The organism is Agrobacterium sp. MS2 (genome assembly GCF_003261015.1).
Taxonomy (GTDB): Bacteria; Pseudomonadota; Alphaproteobacteria; order Rhizobiales; family Rhizobiaceae; genus Agrobacterium; species Agrobacterium pusense.
In genome coordinates this window covers 417,591-441,972 of the sequence record NZ_QLNF01000084.1, presented here as the reverse complement: position 1 = coordinate 441,972, position 24,382 = coordinate 417,591, and the positions used below count along the sequence as shown (strand labels likewise).

General features: G+C 59.4%; 24 protein-coding genes. 9 read left to right on the top strand and 15 right to left on the bottom strand.

The genetic code is table 11. The features are described 5' to 3' along the window. Window positions 1-2: 2 nt before the first annotated feature. The 5 genes from phnK to phnG form a co-directional block, all read right to left on the bottom strand. The gene (gene phnK / locus DOU54_RS22325) at window positions 3-779 is read right to left on the bottom strand and encodes a phosphonate C-P lyase system protein PhnK (protein ID WP_004439249.1); all 777 of its coding nucleotides are present in this window, start codon (window positions 777-779) and stop codon (window positions 3-5) included. Next, window positions 776-1,678 (bottom strand): alpha-D-ribose 1-methylphosphonate 5-phosphate C-P-lyase PhnJ, encoded by a 903-nt coding sequence (locus tag DOU54_RS22320; protein WP_004439252.1) that lies wholly within the window; start codon window positions 1,676-1,678, stop codon window positions 776-778. The genes phnK and DOU54_RS22320 overlap by 4 nt, the downstream gene beginning before the upstream one ends. A gap of 133 nt (window positions 1,679-1,811) precedes the next feature. Further along, window positions 1,812-2,921 carry a carbon-phosphorus lyase complex subunit gene (locus DOU54_RS22315; RefSeq protein ID WP_113380843.1) on the bottom strand — a complete coding sequence of 370 codons (1,110 nt, stop codon included), beginning with the start codon at window positions 2,919-2,921 and terminating at the stop codon, window positions 1,812-1,814. 1 nt (window position 2,922) lies between these two features. Continuing rightward, window positions 2,923-3,531: a phosphonate C-P lyase system protein PhnH gene (gene phnH / locus DOU54_RS22310; RefSeq protein ID WP_162749544.1), complete on the bottom strand. Its 609-nt coding sequence runs from the start codon at window positions 3,529-3,531 to the stop codon at window positions 2,923-2,925. Then, window positions 3,531-3,992, bottom strand: coding sequence for a phosphonate C-P lyase system protein PhnG (gene phnG, locus DOU54_RS22305; protein ID WP_113380845.1), 462 nt, complete (start codon window positions 3,990-3,992; stop codon window positions 3,531-3,533). Before phnG ends, phnH begins: the two co-directional genes overlap by 1 nt. 82 nt (window positions 3,993-4,074) lie before the next feature. On the opposite strand from phnG, the gene phnF reads away from it, so the two are divergent. After that, a complete protein-coding gene (gene phnF, locus DOU54_RS22300) occupies window positions 4,075-4,812 on the top strand; it encodes a phosphonate metabolism transcriptional regulator PhnF (RefSeq protein ID WP_004439262.1) in 738 nt (245 codons plus the stop codon). 21 nt (window positions 4,813-4,833) lie between these two features. On the opposite strand, the gene dapB is transcribed toward phnF, so the two are convergent. From dapB to mepA, 4 genes are all read right to left on the bottom strand, one after another. Then, window positions 4,834-5,661: a 4-hydroxy-tetrahydrodipicolinate reductase gene (gene dapB / locus DOU54_RS22295; RefSeq protein WP_113380846.1), complete on the bottom strand. Its 828-nt coding sequence runs from the start codon at window positions 5,659-5,661 to the stop codon at window positions 4,834-4,836. Between the two features lie 126 nt (window positions 5,662-5,787). Further along, window positions 5,788-6,810, bottom strand: a complete 1,023-nt coding sequence (locus DOU54_RS22290; RefSeq protein ID WP_113380847.1) for a glucokinase — start codon at window positions 6,808-6,810, stop codon at window positions 5,788-5,790. A 22-nt stretch (window positions 6,811-6,832) separates the two neighbouring features. Then, window positions 6,833-7,216 carry a methylglyoxal synthase gene (locus tag DOU54_RS22285; protein ID WP_004439265.1) on the bottom strand — a complete coding sequence of 128 codons (384 nt, stop codon included), beginning with the start codon at window positions 7,214-7,216 and terminating at the stop codon, window positions 6,833-6,835. Window positions 7,217-7,315: 99 nt separating this feature from the next. Next, entirely contained in the window at window positions 7,316-8,371 is a 1,056-nt protein-coding gene (mepA, locus tag DOU54_RS22280) for a penicillin-insensitive murein endopeptidase (RefSeq protein ID WP_113380848.1), read from the bottom strand. Between the two features lie 199 nt (window positions 8,372-8,570). On the opposite strand from mepA, the gene DOU54_RS22275 reads away from it, so the two are divergent. The 7 genes from DOU54_RS22275 to DOU54_RS22245 all read left to right on the top strand — a co-directional run bounded on the left by DOU54_RS22275 (window position 8,571) and on the right by DOU54_RS22245 (window position 18,628). Continuing rightward, the gene (locus DOU54_RS22275; RefSeq protein ID WP_113731822.1) at window positions 8,571-10,415 is read left to right on the top strand and encodes an extracellular solute-binding protein; all 1,845 of its coding nucleotides are present in this window, start codon (window positions 8,571-8,573) and stop codon (window positions 10,413-10,415) included. 142 nt (window positions 10,416-10,557) lie between these two features. Beyond that, window positions 10,558-11,652, top strand: a complete 1,095-nt coding sequence (locus DOU54_RS22270; RefSeq protein ID WP_022555406.1) for a microcin C ABC transporter permease YejB — start codon at window positions 10,558-10,560, stop codon at window positions 11,650-11,652. After that, on the top strand, window positions 11,652-12,797 hold the full coding sequence (locus tag DOU54_RS22265) for an ABC transporter permease (RefSeq protein WP_004439269.1): 1,146 nt from the start codon (window positions 11,652-11,654) through the stop codon (window positions 12,795-12,797). The genes DOU54_RS22270 and DOU54_RS22265 overlap by 1 nt, the downstream gene beginning before the upstream one ends. 5 nt (window positions 12,798-12,802) lie before the next feature. Then, on the top strand, window positions 12,803-14,443 hold the full coding sequence (locus DOU54_RS22260) for an ABC transporter ATP-binding protein (RefSeq protein ID WP_113380967.1): 1,641 nt from the start codon (window positions 12,803-12,805) through the stop codon (window positions 14,441-14,443). Between the two features lie 100 nt (window positions 14,444-14,543). Continuing rightward, the gene (locus tag DOU54_RS22255; RefSeq protein WP_004439272.1) at window positions 14,544-15,791 is read left to right on the top strand and encodes an NAD(P)/FAD-dependent oxidoreductase; all 1,248 of its coding nucleotides are present in this window, start codon (window positions 14,544-14,546) and stop codon (window positions 15,789-15,791) included. A 172-nt stretch (window positions 15,792-15,963) separates the two neighbouring features. Beyond that, window positions 15,964-17,325 (top strand): glutamine synthetase family protein, encoded by a 1,362-nt coding sequence (locus DOU54_RS22250; RefSeq protein WP_004439273.1) that lies wholly within the window; start codon window positions 15,964-15,966, stop codon window positions 17,323-17,325. A 1-nt stretch (window position 17,326) separates the two neighbouring features. After that, window positions 17,327-18,628 carry an NAD(P)/FAD-dependent oxidoreductase gene (locus DOU54_RS22245; RefSeq protein WP_162749545.1) on the top strand — a complete coding sequence of 434 codons (1,302 nt, stop codon included), beginning with the start codon at window positions 17,327-17,329 and terminating at the stop codon, window positions 18,626-18,628. On the opposite strand, the gene DOU54_RS22240 is transcribed toward DOU54_RS22245, so the two are convergent. The 6 genes from DOU54_RS22240 to DOU54_RS22215 all read right to left on the bottom strand — a co-directional run bounded on the left by DOU54_RS22240 (window position 18,625) and on the right by DOU54_RS22215 (window position 24,221). Next, window positions 18,625-19,113, bottom strand: coding sequence for a gluconokinase (locus DOU54_RS22240; RefSeq protein ID WP_072493826.1), 489 nt, complete (start codon window positions 19,111-19,113; stop codon window positions 18,625-18,627). The two genes, DOU54_RS22245 and DOU54_RS22240, sit on opposite strands and share 4 nt — an antisense overlap. Window positions 19,114-19,220: 107 nt before the next feature. Next, window positions 19,221-19,961, bottom strand: coding sequence for an ABC transporter permease (locus DOU54_RS22235; RefSeq protein ID WP_113380851.1), 741 nt, complete (start codon window positions 19,959-19,961; stop codon window positions 19,221-19,223). Further along, a complete protein-coding gene (locus DOU54_RS22230) occupies window positions 19,958-20,896 on the bottom strand; it encodes an ABC transporter ATP-binding protein (protein WP_004439277.1) in 939 nt (312 codons plus the stop codon). The genes DOU54_RS22235 and DOU54_RS22230 overlap by 4 nt, the downstream gene beginning before the upstream one ends. Further along, a complete protein-coding gene (locus DOU54_RS22225) occupies window positions 20,893-22,059 on the bottom strand; it encodes an ABC transporter permease (RefSeq protein WP_162749546.1) in 1,167 nt (388 codons plus the stop codon). The genes DOU54_RS22230 and DOU54_RS22225 overlap by 4 nt, the downstream gene beginning before the upstream one ends. 81 nt (window positions 22,060-22,140) lie before the next feature. Then, entirely contained in the window at window positions 22,141-23,052 is a 912-nt protein-coding gene (gene osmF, locus DOU54_RS22220; protein ID WP_006699768.1) for a glycine betaine ABC transporter substrate-binding protein OsmF, read from the bottom strand. A gap of 122 nt (window positions 23,053-23,174) precedes the next feature. Continuing rightward, window positions 23,175-24,221, bottom strand: a complete 1,047-nt coding sequence (locus DOU54_RS22215; RefSeq protein ID WP_035206796.1) for an AbrB family transcriptional regulator — start codon at window positions 24,219-24,221, stop codon at window positions 23,175-23,177. On the opposite strand from DOU54_RS22215, the gene DOU54_RS27590 reads away from it, so the two are divergent. Beyond that, the gene (locus tag DOU54_RS27590) at window positions 24,214-24,369 is read left to right on the top strand and encodes a hypothetical protein (protein ID WP_156779248.1); all 156 of its coding nucleotides are present in this window, start codon (window positions 24,214-24,216) and stop codon (window positions 24,367-24,369) included. The genes DOU54_RS22215 and DOU54_RS27590 overlap by 8 nt on opposite strands. Window positions 24,370-24,382 lie beyond the last annotated feature (13 nt).

Genomic DNA, 24,382 nt, shown 5'->3' with positions numbered 1-24,382 from the left:
CGTCAAACCTGCAAGATGGAGGAAACAAGCAATTGCGTATAGGGCTCGCGCGGATCGTCCAGCACCCGGTCGGTCAGGCCGTGCTCGATGACGTCGCCGCCCTTCATCACCATCATGCGGTGAGACAGCAGCCGGGCTACCGCGAGGTCGTGGGTGACGACGACGACGGCGAGGCCGAGATCGTTGACAAGGCCTCGCACAAGATCAAGCAGACGCGCCTGCACGGACACATCGAGACCACCCGTTGGCTCATCCATGAAAACCAGGCGCGGCGAGGTGACGAGATTGCGGGCGATCTGCAAACGCTGGCGCATGCCGCCTGAGAAGGCGCGCGGCTGATCATCGATACGGTCGGTGCCGATTTCCACCCTCTCCAGCCATTCGCTGGCAGATTGCCTTATATTCCCGTAATGCCGGTTGCCAACTGCCATCAGCCGCTCGCCGACGTTTGCACCGGCCGAAACCGCCATTCGCAACCCGTCTGCCGGGTTCTGATGCACGAAGCCCCAGTCGGTGCGCATCAGGAAACGCCGTTCGGCCTCACCCATATGGTAGAGATCGCGCATAGAGCCGTCGCGCATGCGATATTCCACGCTGCCTGCCGTTGGCATCAGCCGGGTGGAAATGCAGTTGAGGAGCGTGGTTTTGCCGGAACCGGATTCGCCGACTATGGCGAGAACTTCACCTGGATAAAGTTCGAAAGAGACATTGCGGCAACCGGCTCGGTCACCGTAATATTTTGAAACGTCACGGACTTTGAGAAGCGGTGCGTCGCTCATTCTGCGGCCTCCTTCACATCCGCCAGCATATGGCCCTTGTGGCCATGGGCGCGGCGGTCCTCGCAATGATCGGTATCGGAGCAGACGAACATCCGTCCGCCTCTGTCATCAAGCACCACCTCGTCGAGATAGACATTTTCTGCGCCGCACAGCGCGCAGGGCTTGTCGAAGCGCTGGATTTCAAAAGGATGATCCTCGAAATCGAGGCTGACGACGTCGGTGTAGGGCGGTACGGCATAGATGCGCTTCTCGCGCCCGGCGCCGAACAGCTGCAACGCGTCCGACATGTGCATTTTCGGGTTGTCGAATTTCGGGGTTGGCGATGGATCCATCACATAACGCCCGGCCACCTTCACCGGATAGGCGTATGTGGTGGAGATGCGGCCGTTGCGGGCAATGTCCTCATAGAGCTTGACGTGCATCAGGCCATATTCCTCCAGCGCGTGCATGACGCGCGTTTCGGTCTCGCGCGGCTCGAGGAAACGCAACGGCTCGGGAATGGGTACCTGATAGACAAGCACCTGGCCCGAATGCAGTTCCTCTTCCGGAATGCGGTGCCGCGTCTGGATGATGGTGGCATCCTTCGTTCGGGTCGTAACGGCAACGTTCGACACCTTCTGGAAGAAGGCGCGGATGGAAACCGCATTGGTCGTGTCATCGGCGCCCTGGTCAATTACCTTCAGCACGTCGTCGGGGCCAAGAATGGAGGCTGTCAATTGCACACCGCCCGTGCCCCAGCCATAGGGCATGGGCATTTCACGGGAAGCGAAGGGAACCTGATAACCCGGAATCGCGATGGCTTTCAGGATTGCCCGGCGGATCATCCGCTTGGTCTGTTCGTCCAGATAGGCGAAGTTGTAGGCAGCCAGTCCGTCGTCAAATGAAACTTCTTCAAGCATTGCGCGTTAGCCTTGTGAAAAAAGGAGTACAAGCTCATGGAGATTGGAATTCTTGTAGCCGTGTTCTTTGCTGTCTTTGCAGCAACGACCGTCTTTTGTGCTTACTGGTTTGGCGAGCAGCACAGCCGCTGAGTCATTCGGCCGCATCGCCCATCCATTCCGCGCCAGTCGCGTTCGTCGCTTCGAAATCAGCACGCATTTTTCGGACGAGGCCGAGTTCAGCCTGGAAATCCACGTAATGCGGCAGTTTCAGATGTTCGACAAAGCCCGTTGCCTGCACGTTGTCGGCGTGTGAGATGACAAATTCTTCGTCCTGCGCTGGCGCGACGACATCTTCGCCTAATTCGCCGGCGCGTAGTGCACGGTCGACCAGCGACATGGCCATCGCCTTGCGCTCGCTCTGACCGAACACCAAGCCATAACCGCGCGTGAATTGCGGAGGGGCCTTGGACGAACCCTTGAACTGGTTCACCATCTGGCATTCGGTAACCTGGATATCGCCCAGTGAGACCGCGAAGCCAAGTTCCGGCACGTCTAGCTGGATTTCAACTTCACCGATGCGAATCTCGCCGACAAAAGGATGTGTCCGGCCGTAGCCGCGCTGCGTGGAGTAAGCGAGCGCCAGAAGAAAACCCTCATCGCCGCGTGCCAGTGATTGCAGGCGCAGATCGCGCGACATCGGGAATTCCATCGGTTCCCGCGTCAGGTCACCGGCAATATGGTCGTCCGGCAACTCGCCATCGCTTTCGATCAGCCCTTCCTGGGCGAGAATATCGGAAACGCGCATGACATGTTCCGGCTCGCTATCCCGCTGGGTCGCTGCTTCGACCGTTTGGTCTTCGAGAAGAGAGGGGTCGAGCAGGCGGTGGGTATAATCGAAGGTCGGCCCCAGCAATTGTCCGCCCGGCAGGTCCTTGTAAGTCGCGGAAACGCGCCGCTTCACCGTCATATCAGCTGTGTCCACCGGTACCGAGTAACCGAAGCGCGGCAGCGTGGTGCGGTAGGCACGCAGCAAAAAGATGGCTTCGATCATGTCGCCGCGCGCCTGCTTGATGGCAAGGGCCGCGAGCGACTGATCGTAGAGAGACGCTTCCGCCATTACCCTGTCGACAGCGAGCGAAAGCTGTGAAACGATCTGCGCGACCGTCATGGCCGGCAGGTCCCGGTCTCCGCGCCGCTTGTCGGCCAGAAGCCGGTGGGCATTGGCGATGGCGGTTTCACCGCCTTTGACAGCAACATACATCTTATGACTCCACGAGTTTGATGCGCGTCGTGCGCGGCAGGCAGACGAATTCATCGCCAGCCGTCAGGATCACGTCGACGCCGCGCGGGAAGAAGGCGTTGTTCTCCGCCCAGAGCCTCGGGAATATGTCGGGCAGACCGGAAGGACTGATCACGTTGACGTGGCGGATGCCAGGGCCGGAAAGCTGCAATTCCCGACCGCCATCGAGATCAGGCAACTCGATGATGAGCGTGGTGGAACGGTCGGGATATTCCTGGCTTCCCAGAGCGAAGAGACCGAAGGACGAAATGGCGCTGCCGGCCTCGAAGACCGCGAAATGTGCCGTGCCCTTTTCTTCTGTCGCAGCTGCGCCACTGTGAAAACCGATCCAGCCGGGGACAGCGGTTTTTCGCAGTGCGCTGCTCAGCCAGACCGGAGTGTCATGGTCACAGAGCGCCAGCAGAACCGCTCCGGTCGCCGCGGCAAGCGGCAGCGGCGGAAAGACTGCTGTTTCGACCGCCTGTGTGGTGCCCGGACGGGCCATGCCGTCCATCAGTTTTTTGAAAACCCGTTGGGAATCGAAGACGGCGTCGGAGAAACCGCCCGTCAGTGCTTCGGCCTTGACACCCATCAATCTTCTCCTCGAACCATGGTAAAGAAATCGACCCGTGTTGCGGCAGTCTCCTTCATTGTCCGCTCTTTCTCTGCGGTCAGCCTTTTTTCGAGAGGCGAGAGAAGCTCGGTCTCGATGAAATCCCGTGTCGGGCTTTCCTGCCAGAGCGCATCGAAAACGGCGGCGTACCAGGCTTTTTTGCGGCCGGTGCCGAGAACATGCGCATGACCCGCGGTGCCGGAGGCCAGCTTGATCGTCGCCCGGGTGACTGTCGTTTCACCGAGGTTGAAAGGAGCGCCGCCACCGCCGATCCGGCCCTTGACCATCACCAGCCCGGTTTCCGGCCCGCGTACGGTTTCCGTTTTGGGGTTCTCACCCTGGCGGTTCCAAGCCGTTTCAAGTTCCTGAACCGTGGCGCGGGCAAGAAGCGCTGCCGCTCTTTTTCTGCCTGCGTGTATGTCTGCCGTATCGTTTGTCATCGCTTGACCTCTAATGTCTATTGATATAGACAACTATACAATATAAGCTACAAGTAATGGCGATGAATGACAAGCGTGTGACATGAGCCCTTCGGCAACGATGAAAAGAAAGAATGGAGTGGCGCTCTGGCGGCAGATCGCCGACCGGATCAGAGGCGAAATCGCCGCTGGTGATCACGACGAAACCGGCATGTTACCGCCGGAAATGACATTGGCGCAAAAATTCGGCGTCAACCGCCATACTGTCCGGAGTGCCATTGCCGCACTGGCGAGCGAGGGCATACTCGAGCCGATGCAGGGACGCGGCACGATCATCGCCCGCAAGGAGCGTCTGAGCTTTCCGATATCGCTACGCACGCGCTTTACGGCTGGCATCGGCGATCAGGTAAAGGAAATGGAGGCGCTGCTGCTTTCCCACATCACCGAGCCGGCCAATGCCGATCTGGCGGCGCGACTGCAATTGCCGCTGGGTACGCCGCTCATACGTCTCGAAACGCTCCGCAAGGCGGATACTCGCCCGGTCTCCCGCTCGACCACGTGGTTTCCCGCCGACCGTTTTGCCGGAATAGGAGAGGCCTATCAGAAAAGCGGCTCCATTACGGCTGCGTTCAAGATGCTTGGCGTGGCTGACTACGTGCGCATTTCGACCGTCATTTCCGCTAGTCACGCGGATACGCGCGATCTCGCCGATCTCGAATTGTCACCAGGCGCCATCCTGCTGATAACACAGGCACTGAACGCAGATATGGACGGCGTGCCGGTGCAATACGCCATCAGCCGCTTTTCGGCCGATACGGTCGAATTCACGGTGGAAAACTAAGGTCAAAATCGAGGTGGAAGACTATTCCGCCTGCGACAACCCCAGCACATCCAGCATCGAATAGAAACCGGGCTTCTTGTCGAAGGCCCAGACCGCTGCCGTGATTGCGCCGCGCGCGAAGATGGAGCGGTCGCCAGCGTAATGGGAAAGTTCGACGCGCTCGCCTTCGCCGGCGAAGATGACAGAATGTTCACCGATCACCGAACCACCGCGCAGTGTGGCAAAGCCGATGGTTCCCGTCTCGCGCGCCCCGGTATGGCCGTCACGCACACGAACGGATGACGTGGAAAGATCGACCTGGCGGCCGGCGGCAGCGGCTTCGCCCAGCAGCAGCGCTGTGCCGGAAGGTGCATCCACCTTGTGCTTGTGGTGCATTTCCAGGATTTCAATATCCCAGTTCTGCGCATCCAGCGCCTGCGCCGCCTGGTGCGTCAAGACGCTGAGCAGGTTGACACCGAGGCTCATATTGCCCGACTTGACGATGCGGGCATGGCGCGACGCCGCCTTGAATTTTTCCTCATCTTCCGGCGCGCAGCCCGTGGTGCCGATGACATGCACGATGCGGGCCTGTGCAGCGAGACCGGCAAAGGTGACGCTGGTTGCCGGTGAAGTGAAGTCGATCACCCCTTCGGCGTGGAGAAATGCCTGCAGCGGATCGCTGGTGATTTCGACGCCGATGGGGCCGAGACCGGCAATCTCCCCGGCATCGCGGCCGACAAAGGCCGAACCCTCGCGCGCGACCGCAGCATGCAGCTGAACGCCCGACGTCTGGTGAATGAGGCGGATCAACGCCTGTCCCATGCGGCCCGCCGCGCCGACCACCACCAGTTTCATGCCGCTGCTGCCCATGCTGTCACTCACTTCTCATGTCGGGCGGATCGGAACCCGCCGGTATCGGATGTTTGATGTGTTCCGCATTGACGTTAAAGACCGTCCGCCCGCTTCGCAAGCATCACGTCGGAACGGTTCGGGCGATCAGACCCTCCAGCGCCGCCCGTCCAGCGCCAGGCCGAAATCGGAAGGTGTTCTCGCATAGGTGGCGAGGCCGGAAAGGGCCGCCTGCGGGTGGGTGACGACGAAAGTGGGGATGGTCCGCATCAGCGCACTGTGCGGCGCCTTGTCTTCAAAGGCGGTCCGGAATTCCGGGCTCTTGAGCGCCGGAATGATCTTCTGCGAAATGCCGCCCGCGAGATAAACGCCGCCCTTGGCCATGAAGATTAGCGCGAGGTCGCCCGCCACGCGGCCGAGATAGGTGCTGAAAAGCGAAAGCGTTTCTTTGGCCTGTGCATTCTCGCCCGTGAGCCCCTGCGCGGTAATATCGGCCGGATCGGAAAAGACGGCTTCGATGCCATCGGCCTTGCAGACGGCGCGGTAAAGATTGACCAGCCCGCGCCCGCACAGAATCTGTTCGCCTGCGACGCGACCTTCGATGGTTTCGATATGCGGGAAAACCGCGTAGTCACGCGCGCTTCTCGGGCCGATATCGATATGGCCGCCTTCGCCCGGAACCGGAAACCACATATGGCGCGCATAAACCAGACCGGCCACACCAAGTCCCGTGCCCGGTCCAAGAACGACGCGAGAGGCCAGCACGTCTTTTTTGCCGGAGCCGATGGCGTCGCGGTTGTTGTCATCCAGAGCCGCAATCGCGAGCGCCTGCGCCTCGAAGTCATTGATGACGATGACGTCCTTCAGGCCGAGATTGGCGAGCATTCCCTTCGGCTTGACGACCCAATGGCAGTTGGTGAGCGGTATCTCGTCACCTTCGATCGGGCCGGCAATGGCAAGGATGGTCGAGACGGGCTGAAGCGAGGTCTTCTCCAGAACAGCCTGCTGGATGGCGTCGTCAATAGTTGGGTATTCCGCCGTCTTCACCGTTGTGAGGTGCACGGGCTCCGCAAAGGAATCGATCAGGATGGAAAAGCGGGCATTGGTGCCGCCGATGTCGCCAAGAAGGATTGGAAAGGACAGATATTCGGTATCGGACGTCTTCGGCATTGCCTGTTCCATGGTGGGAGGGTCAGTTGGCGACGTGGAAGTCGATGAGATTTTCTGCGGTGGCGCGGTTGAGCGCCATGGGAATATCATAGACCGTGGCAAGCCTCGTCAGAGCCTTCACGTCGACATCATGCGGCATTGCCGTCAGTGGATCGGTGAAGAAGATCAGCATGTCCACTTGGCCAGTGGCGATCATCGCGCCGATCTGCTGGTCGCCGCCGAGAGGGCCGCTTTTGAGGCGAATGACTTCAAGCCCGGGGCAGGCTTCCTGCACCCGTCCACCGGTGGTGCCGGTTGCGACAATCTTGAAATTGGCAAGCGCCTTCTGGTGATGACGGGCGAAATCCGCCATATCGTCCTTTTTCTCGTCGTGAGCGATGAGCGCGATACAGCGTTGTCCTTCCATGGTCCCAGCCCGTCCCCGTAGAATTAAATCGATTTGAAGCCTTCTATAACAGCTTGCCGCCATTTGAAAAGGGAAGCTGTTGAATGCCTCATTTCTGTTTCAGTTCAATGTCGGGCGCTGGGTCGGAAGTGGAATATCCGAAGGCGGCTGCAGGGCGGGGGCCGCCTGAATGACCTGTTCCACGCTTTGCTGGCGCACGGCCTGGGTCGGCGAAGTTGAATAAGCCTGGGCTGCAATCCCCTCGGGGTTGGCGGAAGGAGCGGCGGCCACGGCGGCGCAGGCAGCGGGCAGGTCGGAAACCATGACGGGACGCGGTTTCACCGGCTTGGCATTGGGGTCCTTTTTCGGCGGCGCCCATGGCTCCTTGGTGAACCACCAGGCAAGAGACTTGTCGCAGCCATCGCCCCTGCCGACGGCGGCCTGCGGCTTGCAGTTCGGCGCGCCGGGCGGGCATTCGAGACGGATGTGGAAATGCTCGTCATGGCCGTAGATCGGCCTGATCTTGCCCATGAAGGTGCGATCGCCGGTCCAGGTCTGGCAGAGCTTCTGCTTGATCGCCGGGTTGACGAAAACACGCTCCACCTGCGGGTAACTTGCCGCCATCATCACCAGCCGTGCATTCAGCGGCGACCACTTGCGGTCGTCAACCGTCAGAAACTTGCTCTTGTCCAGCATGGAGATGAAGGGCACCGTTTCGCGCTGTTCGACAGTGAGCCGAGGCGTGGGCATGGGCCGCCACCAGACATCTACATCGAGGCCGATCTGGTGCGAGGCATGGCCTGTCAGCATCGGACCGCCGCGCGGCTGGGAAATGTCGCCGAGCAGCAGGCCCGGCCAGCCGATTTTCTGGGCGTCCTGCGAAAATTGCTCAAGGAAGGAAATCAGCTGCGGCTGGCCCCAGCGCCGGTTGCGCGAAAGGCGCATGGCCTGCCAGCCGGGACCATCCGTTGGCATGGCGACTGCGCCGGACTGGCAGCCCTTGGCATAGGAGCCGATCGGCTGGGATGCTGCGGCAGAAGGCAGCGCCATGTGGCCGAACACTTCTTTTGCGGGCCTGTCTTCGGCCGATGCGGTTTCGATCTGCAACTGCAGCGACAAGACGACCGACATCGCCAGCATCGTCGCCTTGAAAATTCTCGATGATCCCGCCCTCATATAGCCGTGCCCGTCCGATCAGTTGATTCTCTTGCCCCAAGAATAAACTGGAACGGGATTTTGTTAAAACCATGTTTCGTGTTGCCCTTCAGGGCGGGATAACGACGCTGATAAAGAGCTTGTGAGACAGCGCATCTGTTTTTTGCCAATGTTTCTTTTATGCTCTCCGCAACAGGCACAAAACAGGGACATTGACCCGATGATATTGGCACCACTGAAATCCCGACTTCTTATCGCCCTTATGGCGTCCGCCCTCCTGATGCCCGCGGCGGCTTCCGCCCAGTCGGGCGATGTCTGGCGAAAGGGGATTTCGACGGTCGGGGAGCTGAAGCATCCCGATGGATTTGACCATTTCGATTATGTAAACACCAATGCACCAAAAGGCGGCACGTTGCGCCTCTCCACATCGGGCACCTTCGATACGCTGAACCCGCTGCTGGCGAAGGGCGAGGCTGCGACGGGCCTTTCGCTCGTCTTCGATACGCTGATGAAATCGACGGAAGAGGAACTCTCGGCCTCCTATGGTTTGCTGGCGGAAGGCGTCAGCTATCCCGAGGATATCTCCAAAGCGACGTTCCGCCTGCGTCAGGAGGCCAAGTGGGCGGATGGTAAGCCTGTGACGCCTGAGGATGTCGTGTTCAGCTTCGAAAAAGCCAAGGACCTGAGCCCGCAGCTTGCGACCTATTACACCCACGTCACCAAGGCGGAGGTGAGCGGCGACAGGGACATCACCTTCACCTTCGATGAAAAGAACAATCGCGAGCTGCCGCAGATCGTCGGTCAATTGCTGATCGTTCCCAAGCACTGGTGGGAGGGCACCGGCCCGGACGGCAAACCGCGTGACATATCGCGCGGCACACTGGAGCCTGTGATGGGTTCCGGCCCCTACAAGATCGCTGCCGTCGCCCCTGGATCGACCATCACTTATGAACGCCGTGACGATTATTGGGGCAAGGACGTCAACGTAAATGTCGGGATGAACAACTTCAAAACCATCGCATACACCTTTTTTGCCGATCAGGACGTGGAATTCCAGGCGTTTAAATCGGGTACGATCGATTTCGCGCGGGAGGCTTCCTCCAGCCGCTGGGTCACGGGTTATGATTTTCCCGCTGTCAAAGACGGTCGGGTGAAGAAGGAGGAGCTGCCGAACATCTACCGTTCCGTAGGCATCATGCAGGCCTTTGTGCCGAACATGCGGCGGGAAAAGTTCCAGAACCCGAAACTGCGCGAGGCGCTGAACTATGCTTTCGATTTTGAGGAACTCAACCGCACGCTGGCTTACGGTCAGTTCCAGCGTATCAACAGCTTCTTCATGGGCAGCGAACTGGCTTCGTCAGGCCTGCCAACGGGTCGCGAACTGGAACTGCTTCAGGAGCTCAAGGATCAGGTTCCACCTGAGGTCTTCACGACGGAATACAAGAATCCCGTGGCGGGCGATCCGGCCAAGCAACGCGACAATCTGCGCGAAGCCGTCAGGCTGATGAAGGAGGCGGGATATGAACTGCGCGGCAATCGCATGGTCAATGCGAAAACCGGCCAGCAACTCGATATGGAATTCCTGATTGATTCCGCCGGCATGGAACGAACGATCCTTCCTTACGTCCAGAGTCTGAAGAAAATCGGCATCAACGCGACCATCCGCACGGTCGATGCCTCGCAATTCACCAACCGCACCCGCAGCTTCGATTACGACATTATCGTCAAGCTCTGGGCGACGTCGGCCAATCCGGGCAACGAGCAAGCCGATTACTGGGGTTCGGCGGCTGCTGATCGTCAGGGATCGAACAACCTCGCCGGCATCAAGAACGCGGCCGTCGATGCTTTGGTGCGCAAAGTCATTTTTGCGCCCAATCGCGATGAGCAGGTCGCTGCTGCCCGTGCGCTCGACCGGGTGCTGCTCGCCAACAGCTATGTCATTCCGCAATTCTACCGCGGCGAGCTGTTCATCGCCTATTGGAACACGATTGTCCGCCCGGAAAACCTGCCTGAATATGGCATCGGTTTTCCTGAAGCCTGGTGGTCCAGCCAAGCCGGAAAATGACGCCGGCCTTGCTTTCGCGATCAAGGCTTGATTCACATAGGCCGAGACGAATCGCTTGAAATGCGCGTGACGCCGCTTTGAGGAAAGGACCGGGCTTGACCGAGACGAAAATCGCTGACCGAACGGCTGGGGGAAAAGGCTGATGGGCGCCTATATCCTCAGACGTCTGGCGCTGATGATCCCGACCATCATCGGCATCATGGGCATTTCGTTTCTTGTCATCCAGTTCGCCCCGGGTGGGCCGGTGGAACAGGTCGTCGCGCAGCTGACGGGTCAGGGCGACAGCGCCTCCGACCGGCTCTCGGGCGGCGGCGATCTCATGGGGCAATCAGGCGGCTTCGATGAAAGCGGTTCGAAATATCGCGGTGCACAGGGGCTCGATCCGGAGCTGATCAAGAAGCTCGAAAAGCAGTTCGGTTTTGACAAACCGCCGCTCACCCGGTTCCTTGAAATGATGTGGAATTACATTCGCTTCGACTTCGGCGACAGCTTCTTCCGCAATTCGTCGGTCATCGATCTCATCATTGACAAGCTGCCGGTCTCGGCCTCGCTCGGTTTCTGGATTCTGATCATATCCTATGTGATTTCCATTCCGCTCGGCATCAGGAAGGCCGTTTCCGATGGCTCGACCTTCGATGTCTGGACCTCAGGCATCATCATCATCGGTTATGCGGTGCCGAGTTTCCTGTTCGGCATCCTGCTCATCGTGCTTTTCGCCGGCGGATCGTTTTTCGACTGGTTTCCGCTGCGGGGCTTGGTGTCTGATAATTTCGACCAGCTGAACTGGTGGCAGAAGATCATCGACTATTTCTGGCATCTTACCCTGCCGTTGATCGCTCTGTCGCTCTCCGCCTTTGCGACAACGACGCTTTTGACCAAAAATTCCTTCATCGACGAGATCAAGAAGCAATATGTCATTACTGCCCGCGCCAAGGGTCTCACCGAGCGCAAGGTCCTTTATGGGCATGTTTTCCGCAACGCGATGCTGATCGTGATCGCCGGCTTTCCGGGTGCTTTCATCTCGGCCTTTTTCACAGGCTCACTGCTCATCGAGAATATCTTCTCGCTGGATGGTCTCGGCCGCCTCGGTTATCTCTCGGTCGTCAACCGGGATTACCCGATCGTCTTCGGCACACTGTTCATCTTCTCGCTGATGGGCCTTGTCGTCGGCCTGCTCTCTGACCTCATCTACACATGGATCGATCCGCGTATCGACTTCGAGCGGAGGGACGTGTGATGTCGCTCGCTCATCCTGCAGGAACCGAGACGCTGGTAAATCCCAAGCGCCCGTGGTTTTCGCCGACGACCAAGCGCCGCTGGCAGAATTTCAAGGCAAACCGCCGTGGATACTGGTCATTCTGGCTGTTCCTGATCCTGTTTTTCCTGAGCCTGATGGCGGAATTTATCGCCAATGACAAACCCATCCTCGCCTCCTACAAGGGCGAGCTGCTGGTGCCGGTCATGGTGGATTATCCGGAGGAGAAATTCGGCGGGTTCTTGGCCCAGACCGACTACAAATCCTCTTTCATTCAGGACGAGATCAACGCCAATGGCTGGATGATCTGGCCGCCGATCCGCTACTCCTACCAGACGGTCAATTCCAATATTCCGCATTCCGCGCCCACGGCACCTTTCTGGCTGATGGATAAAAAGGAGCGCTGCTCGGCCTATCCGCAGGGCGATGCCGATCCCGGCTGCACGCTTGGTAATCTGAACTGGCTCGGCACCGACAATCAGGCCCGCGACGTCACGGCGCGGATGATCTACGGCTTCCGCATCTCCGTGCTGTTCGGCCTGACGCTGACCATTGCTTCCGCCATTGTCGGCGTCACCGCCGGCGCAATTCAGGGCTATTTCGGCGGCTGGACGGACCTGCTTTTGCAGCGTTTCATCGAAATCTGGTCGTCCATGCCGGTGCTTTACATCCTGCTCATCATTGCGGCCATTCTGCCGCCCGGCTTCTTCGTGTTGCTTGGGATCATGCTGCTCTTCTCATGGGTCGGCTTCGTCGGCATTGTCCGCGCCGAATTCCTGCGGGCCAGAAACTTCGAATATGTCCGTGCCGCCCGCGCACTTGGCGTCGGCAACTGGACGATCATGTTCAGACACCTTCTGCCCAATGCCATGGTGGCGACGCTGACCTTCCTGCCCTTCATTCTCTCAGGGTCGATCACGACACTCACCTCGCTCGATTTTCTCGGTTTCGGCATGCCGCCGGGATCGCCGTCGCTGGGCGAGATGATTGCGCAGGGCAAGAACAACCTTCAGGCGCCCTGGCTCGGTCTCACAGCCTTCTTCACGATGTCCATCATGCTGTCGCTCCTTATTTTCATCGGCGAGGCCGTTCGCGACGCCTTCGATCCACGCAAGACGTTCCGGTGATCGCCATGACGGAAACAAATATCCAGCCGCTGCTCTCCGTTCGCGATCTCTCCGTCGCCTTCCACCAGGGCGGCGCGACAAGTGTTGCGGTCGATCACGTCTCCTTTGACCTTATGCCGGGCGAAGTCGTTGCCCTTGTCGGCGAATCCGGCTCTGGCAAGTCGGTGACGGCCAATTCCATCTTGAAACTGCTGCCCTATCCGGCAGCAAGCCACCCCTCGGGACAAATCCTGTTTGATGGTAAGGACATGCTGACATTGCCGGAGCGCTCGCTACGTGCGGTGCGCGGCAACGACATCACCATGATCTTCCAGGAGCCGATGACCTCGCTCAATCCGCTTCACACCATCGAGCGACAGATCGGAGAGATTCTTGAGCTGCATCAGGCAATCACGGGGAGCGAGGCGCGTGAACGCACACTGGAGCTTCTGCGCCAGGTCGGTATCCGTGAACCGGAAAAACGCCTGAAAGCCTATCCGCACGAATTGTCCGGCGGCCAGCGACAGCGTGTGATGATCGCCATGGCGCTGGCAAACCGGCCGAAACTGCTGATTGCCGACGAGCCGACGACGGCGTTGGACGTGACGGTTCAGGCCCAGATTCTTGAACTCCTCGGTGATCTGAAAAAGCAACACGGCATGTCCATGCTGTTCATCACCCATGACCTCGGCATCGTCCGTAAATTTGCCGACCGCGTCTGCGTCATGACGAAGGGGAAGATCGTAGAAACCGGGACCGTCGAACAGGTTTTCAACGATCCGCAGCATGCCTATACACGCCACCTGCTGGCGGCGGAGCCCAAGGGCGAGCCACCGGTTTCCGACAGCAGTAAGCCTGTGGTCATGCAGGGCGACGATATCAAGGTCTGGTTTCCCATCAAGGCGGGGCTGATGCGTCGCGTTGTCGACCATGTGAAGGCGGTGGACGGTATCGATATCACGCTGCGTGCCGGCCAGACGGTGGGTGTGGTCGGGGAATCCGGGTCCGGAAAGACAACCCTTGGTCTCGCGCTCTCCAGGTTGATCGCATCTGAAGGACGTATCAGCTTCATCGGCCAGTCGATCGACCACTATTCCTATGAGATGATGAAGCCGCTCAGGAACCGGCTGCAGGTCGTGTTTCAGGACCCCTATGGTTCACTCAGCCCGCGCATGTCGGTGGGTGAGATCGTCGCCGAGGGCTTGAAGGTGCATGAGCGGTCGCTGTCTGCCGACGAACGCGATACGCGCGTCGCCACCGCGCTGGAAGAGGTCGGTCTCGATCCGGCCACCCGCTGGCGATATCCGCATGAATTTTCCGGCGGCCAGCGCCAGCGCATCGCCATTGCCCGTGCCATGGTGCTTAAACCCCGTTTTGTCATGCTGGACGAGCCGACATCGGCACTCGACATGAGTGTGCAGGCGCAGGTGGTCGATCTCTTGCGTGATCTCCAGGCAAAGCATGAACTCGCTTATCTCTTCATCAGCCACGACTTGAAGGTGGTGAAGGCACTTGCCAACGACCTGATCGTCATGCGTCACGGCAAGGTGGTGGAGAGCGGCCCGGCGGCGGAAATCTTCGCCAGTCCACAGCAGGACTATACCCGGGCGCTCCTGGCGGCTGCCTTCCACATCGAGGCCGTGAAAACGAAGGCCATTAGCCAGTAGGCCGCGTGGTGTTTCTGTTAAGGCAATGATTTTTCTGTTGCTTCGCGAAAAATGCCGACCCATGTTGCTGGGTATGTGACGCAGAGACGGATTGATTGCCATGGCAGCGGATGTGATCGTTTTGGGGGCGGGGATCATTGGGGTTTCCACCGCCTTGCAGCTGGCCCGCAGGGGCAGGTCGGTGGTGCTGGTCGACCGGCGCGGACCGGGTGAGGAAACCTCTTTCGGCAATGCCGGGTTGATCCAGAGAGAAGGTGTGGTGCCCTATGCCTTTCCGCAGGATCTCGCCCTGCTGCTGCGCTATTCCCTGAATAACAGCATCGATGCCCGTTATCACCTCTCAGCTCTGCCCAAGATCGCGCCTTTTCTGGGCCGCTACTGGTATAATTCCGCAGCCGCGCGCCATGCGGCAATTGCCCGGGCCTATGCACCGCTGATCGAGCACTCGGTATCCGAGCACAACATCCTGATCGAGGAGGCCAAAGCCGGTGACCTGATCGTCAAGAATGGCTGGATGGAGGCCTACCGAACCGCCGCACGGCGGGACGCTGATTTTGCCTTTGCCGAACGTCTGGCGCGAGACCATGGCATTTCCCATACGAAACTCGACGCTGAGGAACTTGCCGCTGCCGAACCGCATCTGAGCCATGATTTCGTTGGCGGCCTGAAATGGAACGATCCCTGGTCGGTGCTCGATCCGCATGCGCTGACGCTCGCTTATGTCCGGCTGTTCGAGAGCCTCGGTGGACGAGTGTCAAGGGGCGATGCGTCCACCCTCAGTCAGACGGCAAGCGGTTGGACGGTGCGCACCGAAACCGGCGCAGTCGAGGCCGAACATGCCGTCGTGGCACTAGGCCCTTGGGCGGATACCGTCACCGAGCGACTGGGCTACCGTTTTCCGCTCGGCGTGAAGCGCGGTTATCACATGCATTACGCGCCGCAGGAAGGCACTAAGCTCAATAACTGGCTGATCGATGCAGAGCGGGGATATTTCCTTGCGCCGATGCGAAAAGGTATCCGGCTGACGACGGGGGCGGAATTTGCCGAACGCGATGCGCCGAAATCGCCCGTGCAGATTGAACGGGCGGAGCGGGTGGCGCGGACCGTCTTTCCTCTTGGCGGCCGGCTGGATGCGGAACCGTGGATGGGTGCCCGGCCCTGCACGCCGGATATGATGCCCATAATCGGCAAGGCGCCACGTCACCGGACTTTATGGTTTGCCTTCGGCCACGCCCATCACGGGCTGACGCTCGGGCCCATTACCGGTCGTGTTCTGGCTGAAACGATGCTGGGCGAAACGCCTGTTATCGCGATTGACGCGTATCGCCCGGGAAGGTTCAATCCCTGAGAACGAAATCCGCTGGCCTTATGGTAGCAGGCCACGTAACATGGTCCCATGCAAAGGGGAAAAGGGGCAGACGTCATCATGGTGGCGAGGTTTCTCATCTATCAGCAGCAGGATGATTTTCGCTAGCGAAGATTGCTGCGCATGATCAGAGATGGAAACGGCTTGCTGGTGCATGATGGATGATATTGAAAACGCAAAGAAATTTTTCGTCGATAACCCCGATATCGAAATACTCGAAGCCTTTGTCATAGATGCCAACGGCGTGCCGCGCGGCAAATGGATTCCGCGCGAACGGGCAATCGACGTGCTTGAAAAGGGGATGGCCATTCCCCGTTCCGTTTATGCGCTGGATATCTGGGGACGTGATGTCCACGCTGCGGGCCTCGCGGAGGGCACGGGTGATCCGGACGGCTTCTGCTTTCCCGTTCCCGGCACACTGTCGCGGGTGACATGGCTCGGCCGGCCGACGGCGCAGGTTTTGCTCGCCATGAAGAATCCGGATGGAACCGGTTTTTACGGCGATCCGCGCCATGTTCTGGCGCAGGTTCTCAATGCATATAAAAAAGCGGGTTTGACCCCTGTCGTGGCCACTGAACTCGAGTTTTACCTGATCGATCCCGTTCGTTCGGCGCTCGATCCCGTGCGTCCGCCGCACAGCCGCGAGGGCCGGTGGCATACGGGCCAGACGCAGGTCCTGTCGATTTCAGAGTTGCAGGATTTCGAAGATGTTTTCCACGACATCGCGACAGCGTGCCGCGCGCAGGGCGTGCTTGCCGATACGACGCTGCGGGAAAATGGTCCCGGCCAATATGAGATCAACCTCAATCACGTGCCTGACGCGTTGCAGGCTGCCGATTTTGCCGTTTTTCTGAAGCGTATCGTTAAAGGAGTGGCGCGTCGGCATGACCTCGACGCCACCTTCATGGCCAAGCCTTATGGGCTGCAGGCAGGCAATGGCATGCATGTGCATTTCTCCGTTCTCGACAGGGATGGCAGGAATATCTACGCGGGAGAAAACGGCCCTTCGGATGCGCTGCTGCATTCGGTCGGCGGCCTCCTTGAAAACATGGGAGAGAGCATGGCGATCTTTGCACCTCATGCCAATTCCTATCGCCGTCTCACACCGAGCGAACATGCGCCAACCTACGCCTCCTGGGGTATCGATAACCGCTCAGCAGCGGTGCGCGTCATTGTTGCCAGCAAGGCGGCGACGCGTATCGAACACCGCGTCGCCGGCGCCGACACCAACCCCTATCTGGTTCTCGCGATGATACTGAGCGCCGCGCTCGCCGGCATGAAGGAGAAGCGCCAGCCCGGCGGCGCGATTTCCGGCGACAGTCACGCGATCAACCATGAGCCGCTGCCCACCAACTGGGACTATGCGCTGCAACGCTTCACGCGGTCCAGCTTCGCCTATGCGACGCTTGGCCAAAAATACCGTACGCTGTTTTCCGCCTGCAAACAGCAGGAGCTTTCCGAATTCTCCCTGCGTGTAACCGACGTCGAATATGACGCCTATATCAGGACTGTGTGAAATGGCTGAGGTCACCAACATTCCCAATCCCGGCCACACATCGTCATGGTATGCGGCCTCCGCTAATGTCAAAACCGTGCGGCTGACGCTTGAGGGCGCGCTGGAAGCCGACGTCTGCGTGATCGGCGGCGGTTTCACCGGCATTTCCGCCGCCCTTGAACTCAGTGAACGTGGCTACGCGGTCATTGTGCTGGAAGGCGTGCGGGTGGGCTTCGGCGCGTCGGGGCGCAACGGCGGGCAGATCGTCAACGGTTACAGCCGGGATCTCGAAACCATCGCCGGCCGCTACGGGCATGACAAGGCAGTGAAGCTTGGGGAGATGTCGCTTGAAGGCGGCGCGATCATCCGCAACCGCGTCACCAAATATGCCATCGACTGCGATCTGGTCGACGGCGGTTTCTTCGCCGCCTTCACGTCAAAGCAGATTCGCGAAATGGAGGCACACAAGGCCCATTGGGAAAAACATGGTCATGGCGGCCTGGAAATGGTCTCCGGAGCGGATGTCGGCCGCTACGTGAAGACCGATCGTTACGCCGGTGGCATGATCGATCGTTTCGGCGGCCATATCCATCCTCTTAATCTCGTGCAGGGCGAGGCGGCGGCTGCCGAAAGCCTGGGCGCTCGGATATTCGAAAATTCGCGGGTCATTGCGGTAGAGCAGGGGGAAAACCCCGTCGTGCGGACGGCAACGGGCAGCGTGAGGGCGAAATATGTTCTCGTCTGCGGCAATGCTTATCTCGGCAAGTTGCTGCCGGAAATTGGCGAACGGATGATGCCGGTCTCGAGCCAGGTCATGGCAACGGAGCCGCTTAACGCCGATCTGATCGAGGCGCTTCTGCCCGCCAATTACTGCGTCGAAGATGCCAATTACATTCTCGATTATTACCGTCGCACCTCGGACAACCGTCTGCTTTACGGCGGAGGTATCGGTTATGGCGGCAGCGATCCGGCCGACCTGACAGGCGTGATCCGCCCGAACATGCTGAAGACCTTCCCGCAGCTGGAAAAGATAAAGATTGAGTATGCCTGGAGCGGCAACTTCGCCTTGACCCTGACGCGTATTCCGCACATGGGCAAACTGTCGGACAATATCTACTTTTCCCATGGCGACAGCGGTCACGGGGTAACGACCACGCATCTGCTCGGCAAGATATTGGGCGAGGCCGTCGCAGGCCACGCCGAACGTTTCGATATCTGGAGCTCCTTGCCGAACTATCCCTTCCCGGGTGGCAAGACGTTCCGCGTTCCGCTGACCGTACTTGGCGCCTGGTGGTATGGCCTGAGAGACAGGCTCGGGCTTTAAAACGCGACCGTTTTCAAAGCGGAAAGCGCGTTCGAAACGATCTCTTCCGGGGTCGTATCGATGCTGACGGCCACGACGCCGGGCTCTCCCGTTGGTACTTCCAGCGTGGCAAGCTGGGTCTGAAGCAGCGAGAGCGGCATGAAATGGCCCTTGCGCTCGCCCATCCGGCGGCTAAGCAGTTCCAGGCTGCCATCCAGATAGACGAACGCCAGCGGGCCGCCTGTGGCCTGGCGGAGGCGGTCGCGATAGATTTTCTTGAGCGCCGAGCAGGAAACGACAACACCGTTGCTTTCGCTGCCTTTGCGAAGTTCCGCGCCGACGAGATCGAGCCAGGGCCAGCGGTCTTCATCAGTAAGAGGAATACCCTCTGACATCTTTTCGACATTGGATTTGGGGTGGAGTTTATCGCCCTCAATAAAGGCAATGCCCAGTTTTTCCGCCAGACCTTCCGCGACCGTGGACTTGCCAGAACCGCTCACTCCCATCACGACGATTGCCTGTGTCACCCGAACCTCTGAAATTTCTGTTTCGACGGTCTGCCCCTACCATGTGCGGCGAACGCCGGGAATATAAAATGTGATGCATGTCCTGTTCATTGCCCGGTTCTGCGGGCCGCGGTTCTTTCCAGGGCGGAAAAGCCCGTGTGTATCAGGATCGCCAGTGCCGCAACGATAAGCCCGCCCTGAAGGATGAAAGCGAGATTGTTGGATTGCAGGCCGGCGATGATAACTTCCCCAAGCGTCCTTGCGGCAACCGTTGAGCCGATGGTGGCGGTGGAAAGGCTGATGACCGCCGAAAGTCGGATCCCGGCGAGGATGGCCGGCAGGGCGAGCGGCAGCTCCACTTTTACGAGCCGTTGCCAGCCGGTCATGCCGCTGCCTCTTGCGGCATCCACCACTGCTGGCGGAAGGGTGGTAAGTCCGATCAGCGTATTTTCGAAGACAGGCAGCAGGGCATAAAGAAACAGCGCGATCAGAGTGGGTTTTTCGCCAAAACCGATTATCGGCACCGCAAGCGCCAGCACCGCCACGGGGGGAAAGGTCTGGCCGATATTGACGATGCTGCGGGAGAGCGGAAGGAAATCCCTTCCGAAGGGCCGGGTTACGAGAATGGCGAGCGCACCCGCCATCATCGCGGCAAGCCCCGTTGCGATAGCGACAGTGGCGAGATGCGAAAGGGTGAGGGAAAGCAGATTGGCCTGCGTGTAGATGGCTGGCGCATTGGCCTGCACAAGGGGGCTGAACAGGGGCGAGAAGCTCTGGGGCGAGGCAAGAAACGCCATCAGCGCCAGCACCAGAAATCCCAGGGCGAAGAAAGAAGCGGCTTTTCTCATCGGTTTCCGGCGGCGCGCTGGAGGAGAACGTCACGCCGCACCAGGCCCGCGGGCTGTCCGCTGTCTTTTATCACTGGCAGGACATCGCGGCCCGCCCATAACATGGCCGAAAGCGCGTCGCGCTGGCTTGTATGTTCGCTTAGCGGCTCGCCCTCGGCGCTTCCCGGCTCCACGACATCGGCAACCGAGAGGACCGAGAGCAGTTTCAGCGCGCGTTCGTTTTCCCCGATCATGGTGCGCACGAAGTCATTCGCGGGTTTCAGCACCAGTTCTGCCGGCGGACAGTCCTGCACGATACGTCCCTTGTCCATGACTGCGATACGATCAGCCAGATGAAAAGCCTCGTCCATGTCGTGCGTGACGAGAACGATGGTCACGCCCAGCTTCTTTTGTATATCGATGAGGTCTTTCTGGGCCTTGGCGCGGATAACCGGATCGAGAGCGCCGAATGGCTCGTCCATGAGGAGAATGTTCGGTTCAGCGGCCAGCGCCCGCGCCACGCCGACACGCTGCTGCTGGCCTCCGGAAAGTTCATGCGGGAAACGCTCGGCATAAAGCGCAGGTTCGAGTTGGAAGAGGTGCATCAGCGCATCGATCTTCGCAGCGATGCGTTTGCGGTCCCAGCCGATCAGCTGCGGCACGGTCGCGATATTCTCCGCCACCGTTCGATGCGGAAACAGGCCATGGCCCTGAATGGCATAGCCTATCTGGCGGCGAAGCCTGAATCCGGGTATCGCGCTGGCATCTTTTCCGTCTATCCGGATTGCGCCGGAAGTTGGCTCCACCAGCCGGTTTATCATGCGCAGCAGGGTGGTTTTTCCCGACCCCGACGTGCCGACGATGACGGTGACGGTGCGCGGCGCGACCGTTAGTGACACCTGGTCCACAACGGTCGTATCGCCATATCGCTTCGTGATGGTGTCGATCTCGATCATGCCTTTTGCCTTCCGCCTGCGCTGAAGAGATTGCTGTCGATGAGGGCGTCAAGCATGATTGCTGCCGCAAAGCCGAGGAGAACGGTCGGTACGGTACCCAGCAGCACGAGGTCCATCGCCGTCTGCCCGATGCCCTGGAAGACGAAAACGCCAAAACCACCGCCGCCAATCAGCGCCGCGATCGTCGCGAGCCCGATATTCTGCACCAGCACGATGCGGATGCCGGTGAGGATGACCGGCATGGCCAGCGGAAACTCCACCCGCAGCAGGCTTTGCGTCGAAGTCATCCCGAGTCCGCGCGCTGCCTCCCGGACTGCTCGCGAAACACCGGAAAGGCCAACCACCGTGTTGGAAACCACCGGTAGCAGCGAATAGAGAAATAGCGCCACGAAGGCGGGCGCCATGCCTATGCCGGCGATGCCGATCTTTGCCGCGCCCGGCACCGTCGCTGCGATCCATCCAAGCGGTGCGATCAGCAAACCGAAAAGAGCGATGGAGGGTATGGTCTGGACGATGTTGAGGGTGTTCAGCACGCCCGCCCGCAGCCGCTCCACCTTGTAGCAGAGGAGGCCGAGCGGAATGCCCACGAGCGTCGCCGCAACGAGCGAGCCGATGGCGAGCTGCACGTGCCGCAGTGCCTCGGTCCAGAATGTGTCGGCTCTCCCGGTATATTCCCTGATGATCGAGAGATCGTTCCAGAGACCGCTTGTCAGCACGGCCGCAAGCGCAGCCATCGCCAGCAGCAACAGCAAAATCCGAACGACGGGCCTGGGCCTGAGACGGGCTATACAATCCGTAGCAAGCAGGGCCAGCCCGGCAAAAATCAGCCAGAAACCGCTGGCAGGCGAGACGCGGGCAAAACTATTGCCCTCCGGTGTCAGGAAAGAAGCAGCCTGACCGACGAAAACCGCCAGTACTGCAAGCCCGACCAGCGCAATCGTGAGTTTGAGGCGGGCGGAAAAGCGAAAGAACGCGATGAAAGCAGCAAGAAGAACAACGGTGGTGATAATGGCGGCAGCCGAAGCCGGGAGGGCTTCGAAAACCGTTCGTGTCTCACCCTGAACGATCCGGTTCGCACGGAATGTCATGAAGGGCGCCACGAGAAGCGCATAGAGAAGCAGGCATGAAATCACCACCCCCACCTTGTCAGGCCATTTCGTCAAATCCCGCTCCCCTGTCTCATCGAACAGGCGAAGGCCGGAAGAACGAATTTTTCCCGACCCGTCGCCCGGAACCACAGACTATTACTTGACGAAGCCGTTCTTGGTCAGGAAGTCGAGCGCGACGGTTTTTGCCTGCTCGCCGCCCACCTGCACACGGGCGTTAAGCTCCTGCAGGGTCGCCAGATCGAGCTTTTCAAACACGGGTTTCAAAAGTTCCTCGATATTCGGATGCTTTTTCAGGACTTCTTCGCGAATGATGGGCGCCGGCTGATAGACAGGCTGCACATGTTTGTCGTCCTCCAGCACCACGAGACCGGACGGGGCGATGCCGCCATCCGTCCCGTAGACCATGGCGGCATTGGCGTTGTTGGTCTGGTTGGCTGCGGCTGCGATGGTAGCGGCCGTATCGCCGCCGGACAGCGTGATCAACTGGTCCGGCTTCATGGTGAAGCCATAAGTGGTCTGAAACGCCGGCAGGGCAGCAGCCGAGTTGACGAATTCGGAAGAAGCGGCAAGAACCACTTCACCGCCGTCGGCAACATATTTGCCGAAATCGGAGAGCGTCTTCAGCTTGTTTTTGTCCGCAACATCCTTTCGCAGCGCGATTGCCCAGGTATTGTTGGCCGGGGAGGGCGTCAGCCAGACGATCTTGTTGGCGTCATAGTCGAGCGTCTTTGCTTCCTGGTAGGCCTTGGCGGCGTCCTTCCAGAGCGGGTCATCCGCCTTGGAGAAAAAGAAGGCGGCGTTGCCGGTATATTCGGGGTAGATGTCGATCTCGCCCGCGGTAATCGCCTTTCTGACGACTGGCGTTGCGCCGAGCTGAATGCGATCCGTCGTCTCGATATTGTTCTTGCTGAGAACGGCGAGAATGATGTTGCCGAGAACGCCACCCTCCGTGTCGATTTTCGACGACACGACCACTTGCGCTTGAGCGATCGAAACAGAAAAGGCAAGCGCAAGTCCGGCGCCCGTCAACGTCATCAAGCGGTTCATGAATGGTCCTCCGATGGGTCAGCCTGCCGAACAGGCGAAAGGTCGCCGCCCACAATTGCGGCTAAGCCTGAACGTACCGGAGAGAAAAAGGTTGCAATGCTGCAGCATTTTTCCGGCAGATGTCAGGTTTCGCCGTCTCGTTTTCGGGCATCCTTTCCCATGACGAGCGGCATAAGAACCGACAGGAACAGAAGCCTGATGACGTGATGCGAGCCGACATAGGCGGTATCTGCGTGCATCATGACCGCCATCGCAGCCATGGTTTCGAGGCCGCCCGGTGAATAGGCGATCATTACCGCATTGAGCGGAACGCCGGTCACGTGGGAAATCATCCAGGCAATACTGCCGGCGATCACCATGACGGCGATGGTGACGACAAAGCCCGCTACAAAGCCCTTGCGCACCTCCATCAGCGAGACATTCGAAAACCGTGTCCCGATCAGGCAGCCGATCAGCACATACACTGGAAGGCTGAGCCAGGTCGGGACGCCGCCTTCAGTGAGGCCGGTAATATGCGTGCCAATGGAGATCGCGACGCCGCCGAGCAGCAGGGCAGCAGGAAACTTCCAGCGCAGGAAAAGCCAGCCGGTCAGCAGGGAAGCGACGATGGTCAGTCCCAAGGTGAGGAGATCCATCGGGGGTTTGGTGAGGAGCGGTTCGGTGCTGACAAGATCGAAATATTCCACGATCAGCGGTACGGAAAGAGTGAGCGCAAGTACCCTGACGCTTTGCACGATGCTGACGGTTGCGAGGTCGCTTTTCGTCTCGGCCCCGAGGCTGATGATATAGCTGAGGTGGCCGGGGGAAGCGCCGAGCATTGCCGTGGTCCGGTCGTAACCGAAACCGTAATGCAGTATCCAGTAAGCGACATAGAGCATGATGACGACAGCGACGAGGACGACGACAAAGCTCACCGGCCAGGTCTTCGCAGCGTCTATCACGGAGGGCGTCACGCTCGTTCCCATCGAAATGCCGACAACGACGAAACAGGCATTGCGGATGAAGGCGGGAATGCCAAGCCTGAGGCCTGCCAGTCCAGAGATCGTCACCGCAAGTGCCGGGCCGGATAGAAAGGGTGCCGGGATATCGATGAGGCTGGCGAGCAGCGCACCTATGCTGCCGATGAGCGCGGTAAGCGCAAATGTATGGAATTCAGGCTTGATGATCATTGCGACGCTGATTGGTTGCTTGAAAAAGCTCGCGACCAAATGCGCCGCTTCCGTTCGCGAGGTCAACACGCGGGATCAAAAATATTCTGTCTCGCGCGGCTTCCTTAAAGAAAAGCCCGTGACCTCATGGGCACGGGCTATGGTGTAATCGCCAGGGAAGC

Coding starts and splice junctions, on each gene's coding strand:
- phnK (WP_004439249.1), bottom strand. CDS start 779: ATGAGCGACGCACCGCTTCTCAAAGTCCGTGACGTTTCAAAATATTAC.
- DOU54_RS22320 (WP_004439252.1), bottom strand. CDS start 1,678: ATGCTTGAAGAAGTTTCATTTGACGACGGACTGGCTGCCTACAACTTC.
- DOU54_RS22315 (WP_113380843.1), bottom strand. CDS start 2,921: ATGTATGTTGCTGTCAAAGGCGGTGAAACCGCCATCGCCAATGCCCAC.
- phnH (WP_162749544.1), bottom strand. CDS start 3,531: ATGGGTGTCAAGGCCGAAGCACTGACGGGCGGTTTCTCCGACGCCGTC.
- phnG (WP_113380845.1), bottom strand. CDS start 3,992: ATGACAAACGATACGGCAGACATACACGCAGGCAGAAAAAGAGCGGCA.
- phnF (WP_004439262.1), top strand. CDS start 4,075: ATGAGCCCTTCGGCAACGATGAAAAGAAAGAATGGAGTGGCGCTCTGG.
- dapB (WP_113380846.1), bottom strand. CDS start 5,661: ATGGGCAGCAGCGGCATGAAACTGGTGGTGGTCGGCGCGGCGGGCCGC.
- DOU54_RS22290 (WP_113380847.1), bottom strand. CDS start 6,810: ATGCCGAAGACGTCCGATACCGAATATCTGTCCTTTCCAATCCTTCTT.
- DOU54_RS22285 (WP_004439265.1), bottom strand. CDS start 7,216: ATGGAAGGACAACGCTGTATCGCGCTCATCGCTCACGACGAGAAAAAG.
- mepA (WP_113380848.1), bottom strand. CDS start 8,371: ATGAGGGCGGGATCATCGAGAATTTTCAAGGCGACGATGCTGGCGATG.
- DOU54_RS22275 (WP_113731822.1), top strand. CDS start 8,571: ATGATATTGGCACCACTGAAATCCCGACTTCTTATCGCCCTTATGGCG.
- DOU54_RS22270 (WP_022555406.1), top strand. CDS start 10,558: ATGGGCGCCTATATCCTCAGACGTCTGGCGCTGATGATCCCGACCATC.
- DOU54_RS22265 (WP_004439269.1), top strand. CDS start 11,652: ATGTCGCTCGCTCATCCTGCAGGAACCGAGACGCTGGTAAATCCCAAG.
- DOU54_RS22260 (WP_113380967.1), top strand. CDS start 12,803: ATGACGGAAACAAATATCCAGCCGCTGCTCTCCGTTCGCGATCTCTCC.
- DOU54_RS22255 (WP_004439272.1), top strand. CDS start 14,544: ATGGCAGCGGATGTGATCGTTTTGGGGGCGGGGATCATTGGGGTTTCC.
- DOU54_RS22250 (WP_004439273.1), top strand. CDS start 15,964: ATGATGGATGATATTGAAAACGCAAAGAAATTTTTCGTCGATAACCCC.
- DOU54_RS22245 (WP_162749545.1), top strand. CDS start 17,327: ATGGCTGAGGTCACCAACATTCCCAATCCCGGCCACACATCGTCATGG.
- DOU54_RS22240 (WP_072493826.1), bottom strand. CDS start 19,113: ATGGGAGTGAGCGGTTCTGGCAAGTCCACGGTCGCGGAAGGTCTGGCG.
- DOU54_RS22235 (WP_113380851.1), bottom strand. CDS start 19,961: ATGAGAAAAGCCGCTTCTTTCTTCGCCCTGGGATTTCTGGTGCTGGCG.
- DOU54_RS22230 (WP_004439277.1), bottom strand. CDS start 20,896: ATGATCGAGATCGACACCATCACGAAGCGATATGGCGATACGACCGTT.
- osmF (WP_006699768.1), bottom strand. CDS start 23,052: ATGAACCGCTTGATGACGTTGACGGGCGCCGGACTTGCGCTTGCCTTT.
- DOU54_RS27590 (WP_156779248.1), top strand. CDS start 24,214: ATGATCATTGCGACGCTGATTGGTTGCTTGAAAAAGCTCGCGACCAAA.
- DOU54_RS22215 (WP_035206796.1), bottom strand. CDS start 24,221: ATGATCATCAAGCCTGAATTCCATACATTTGCGCTTACCGCGCTCATC.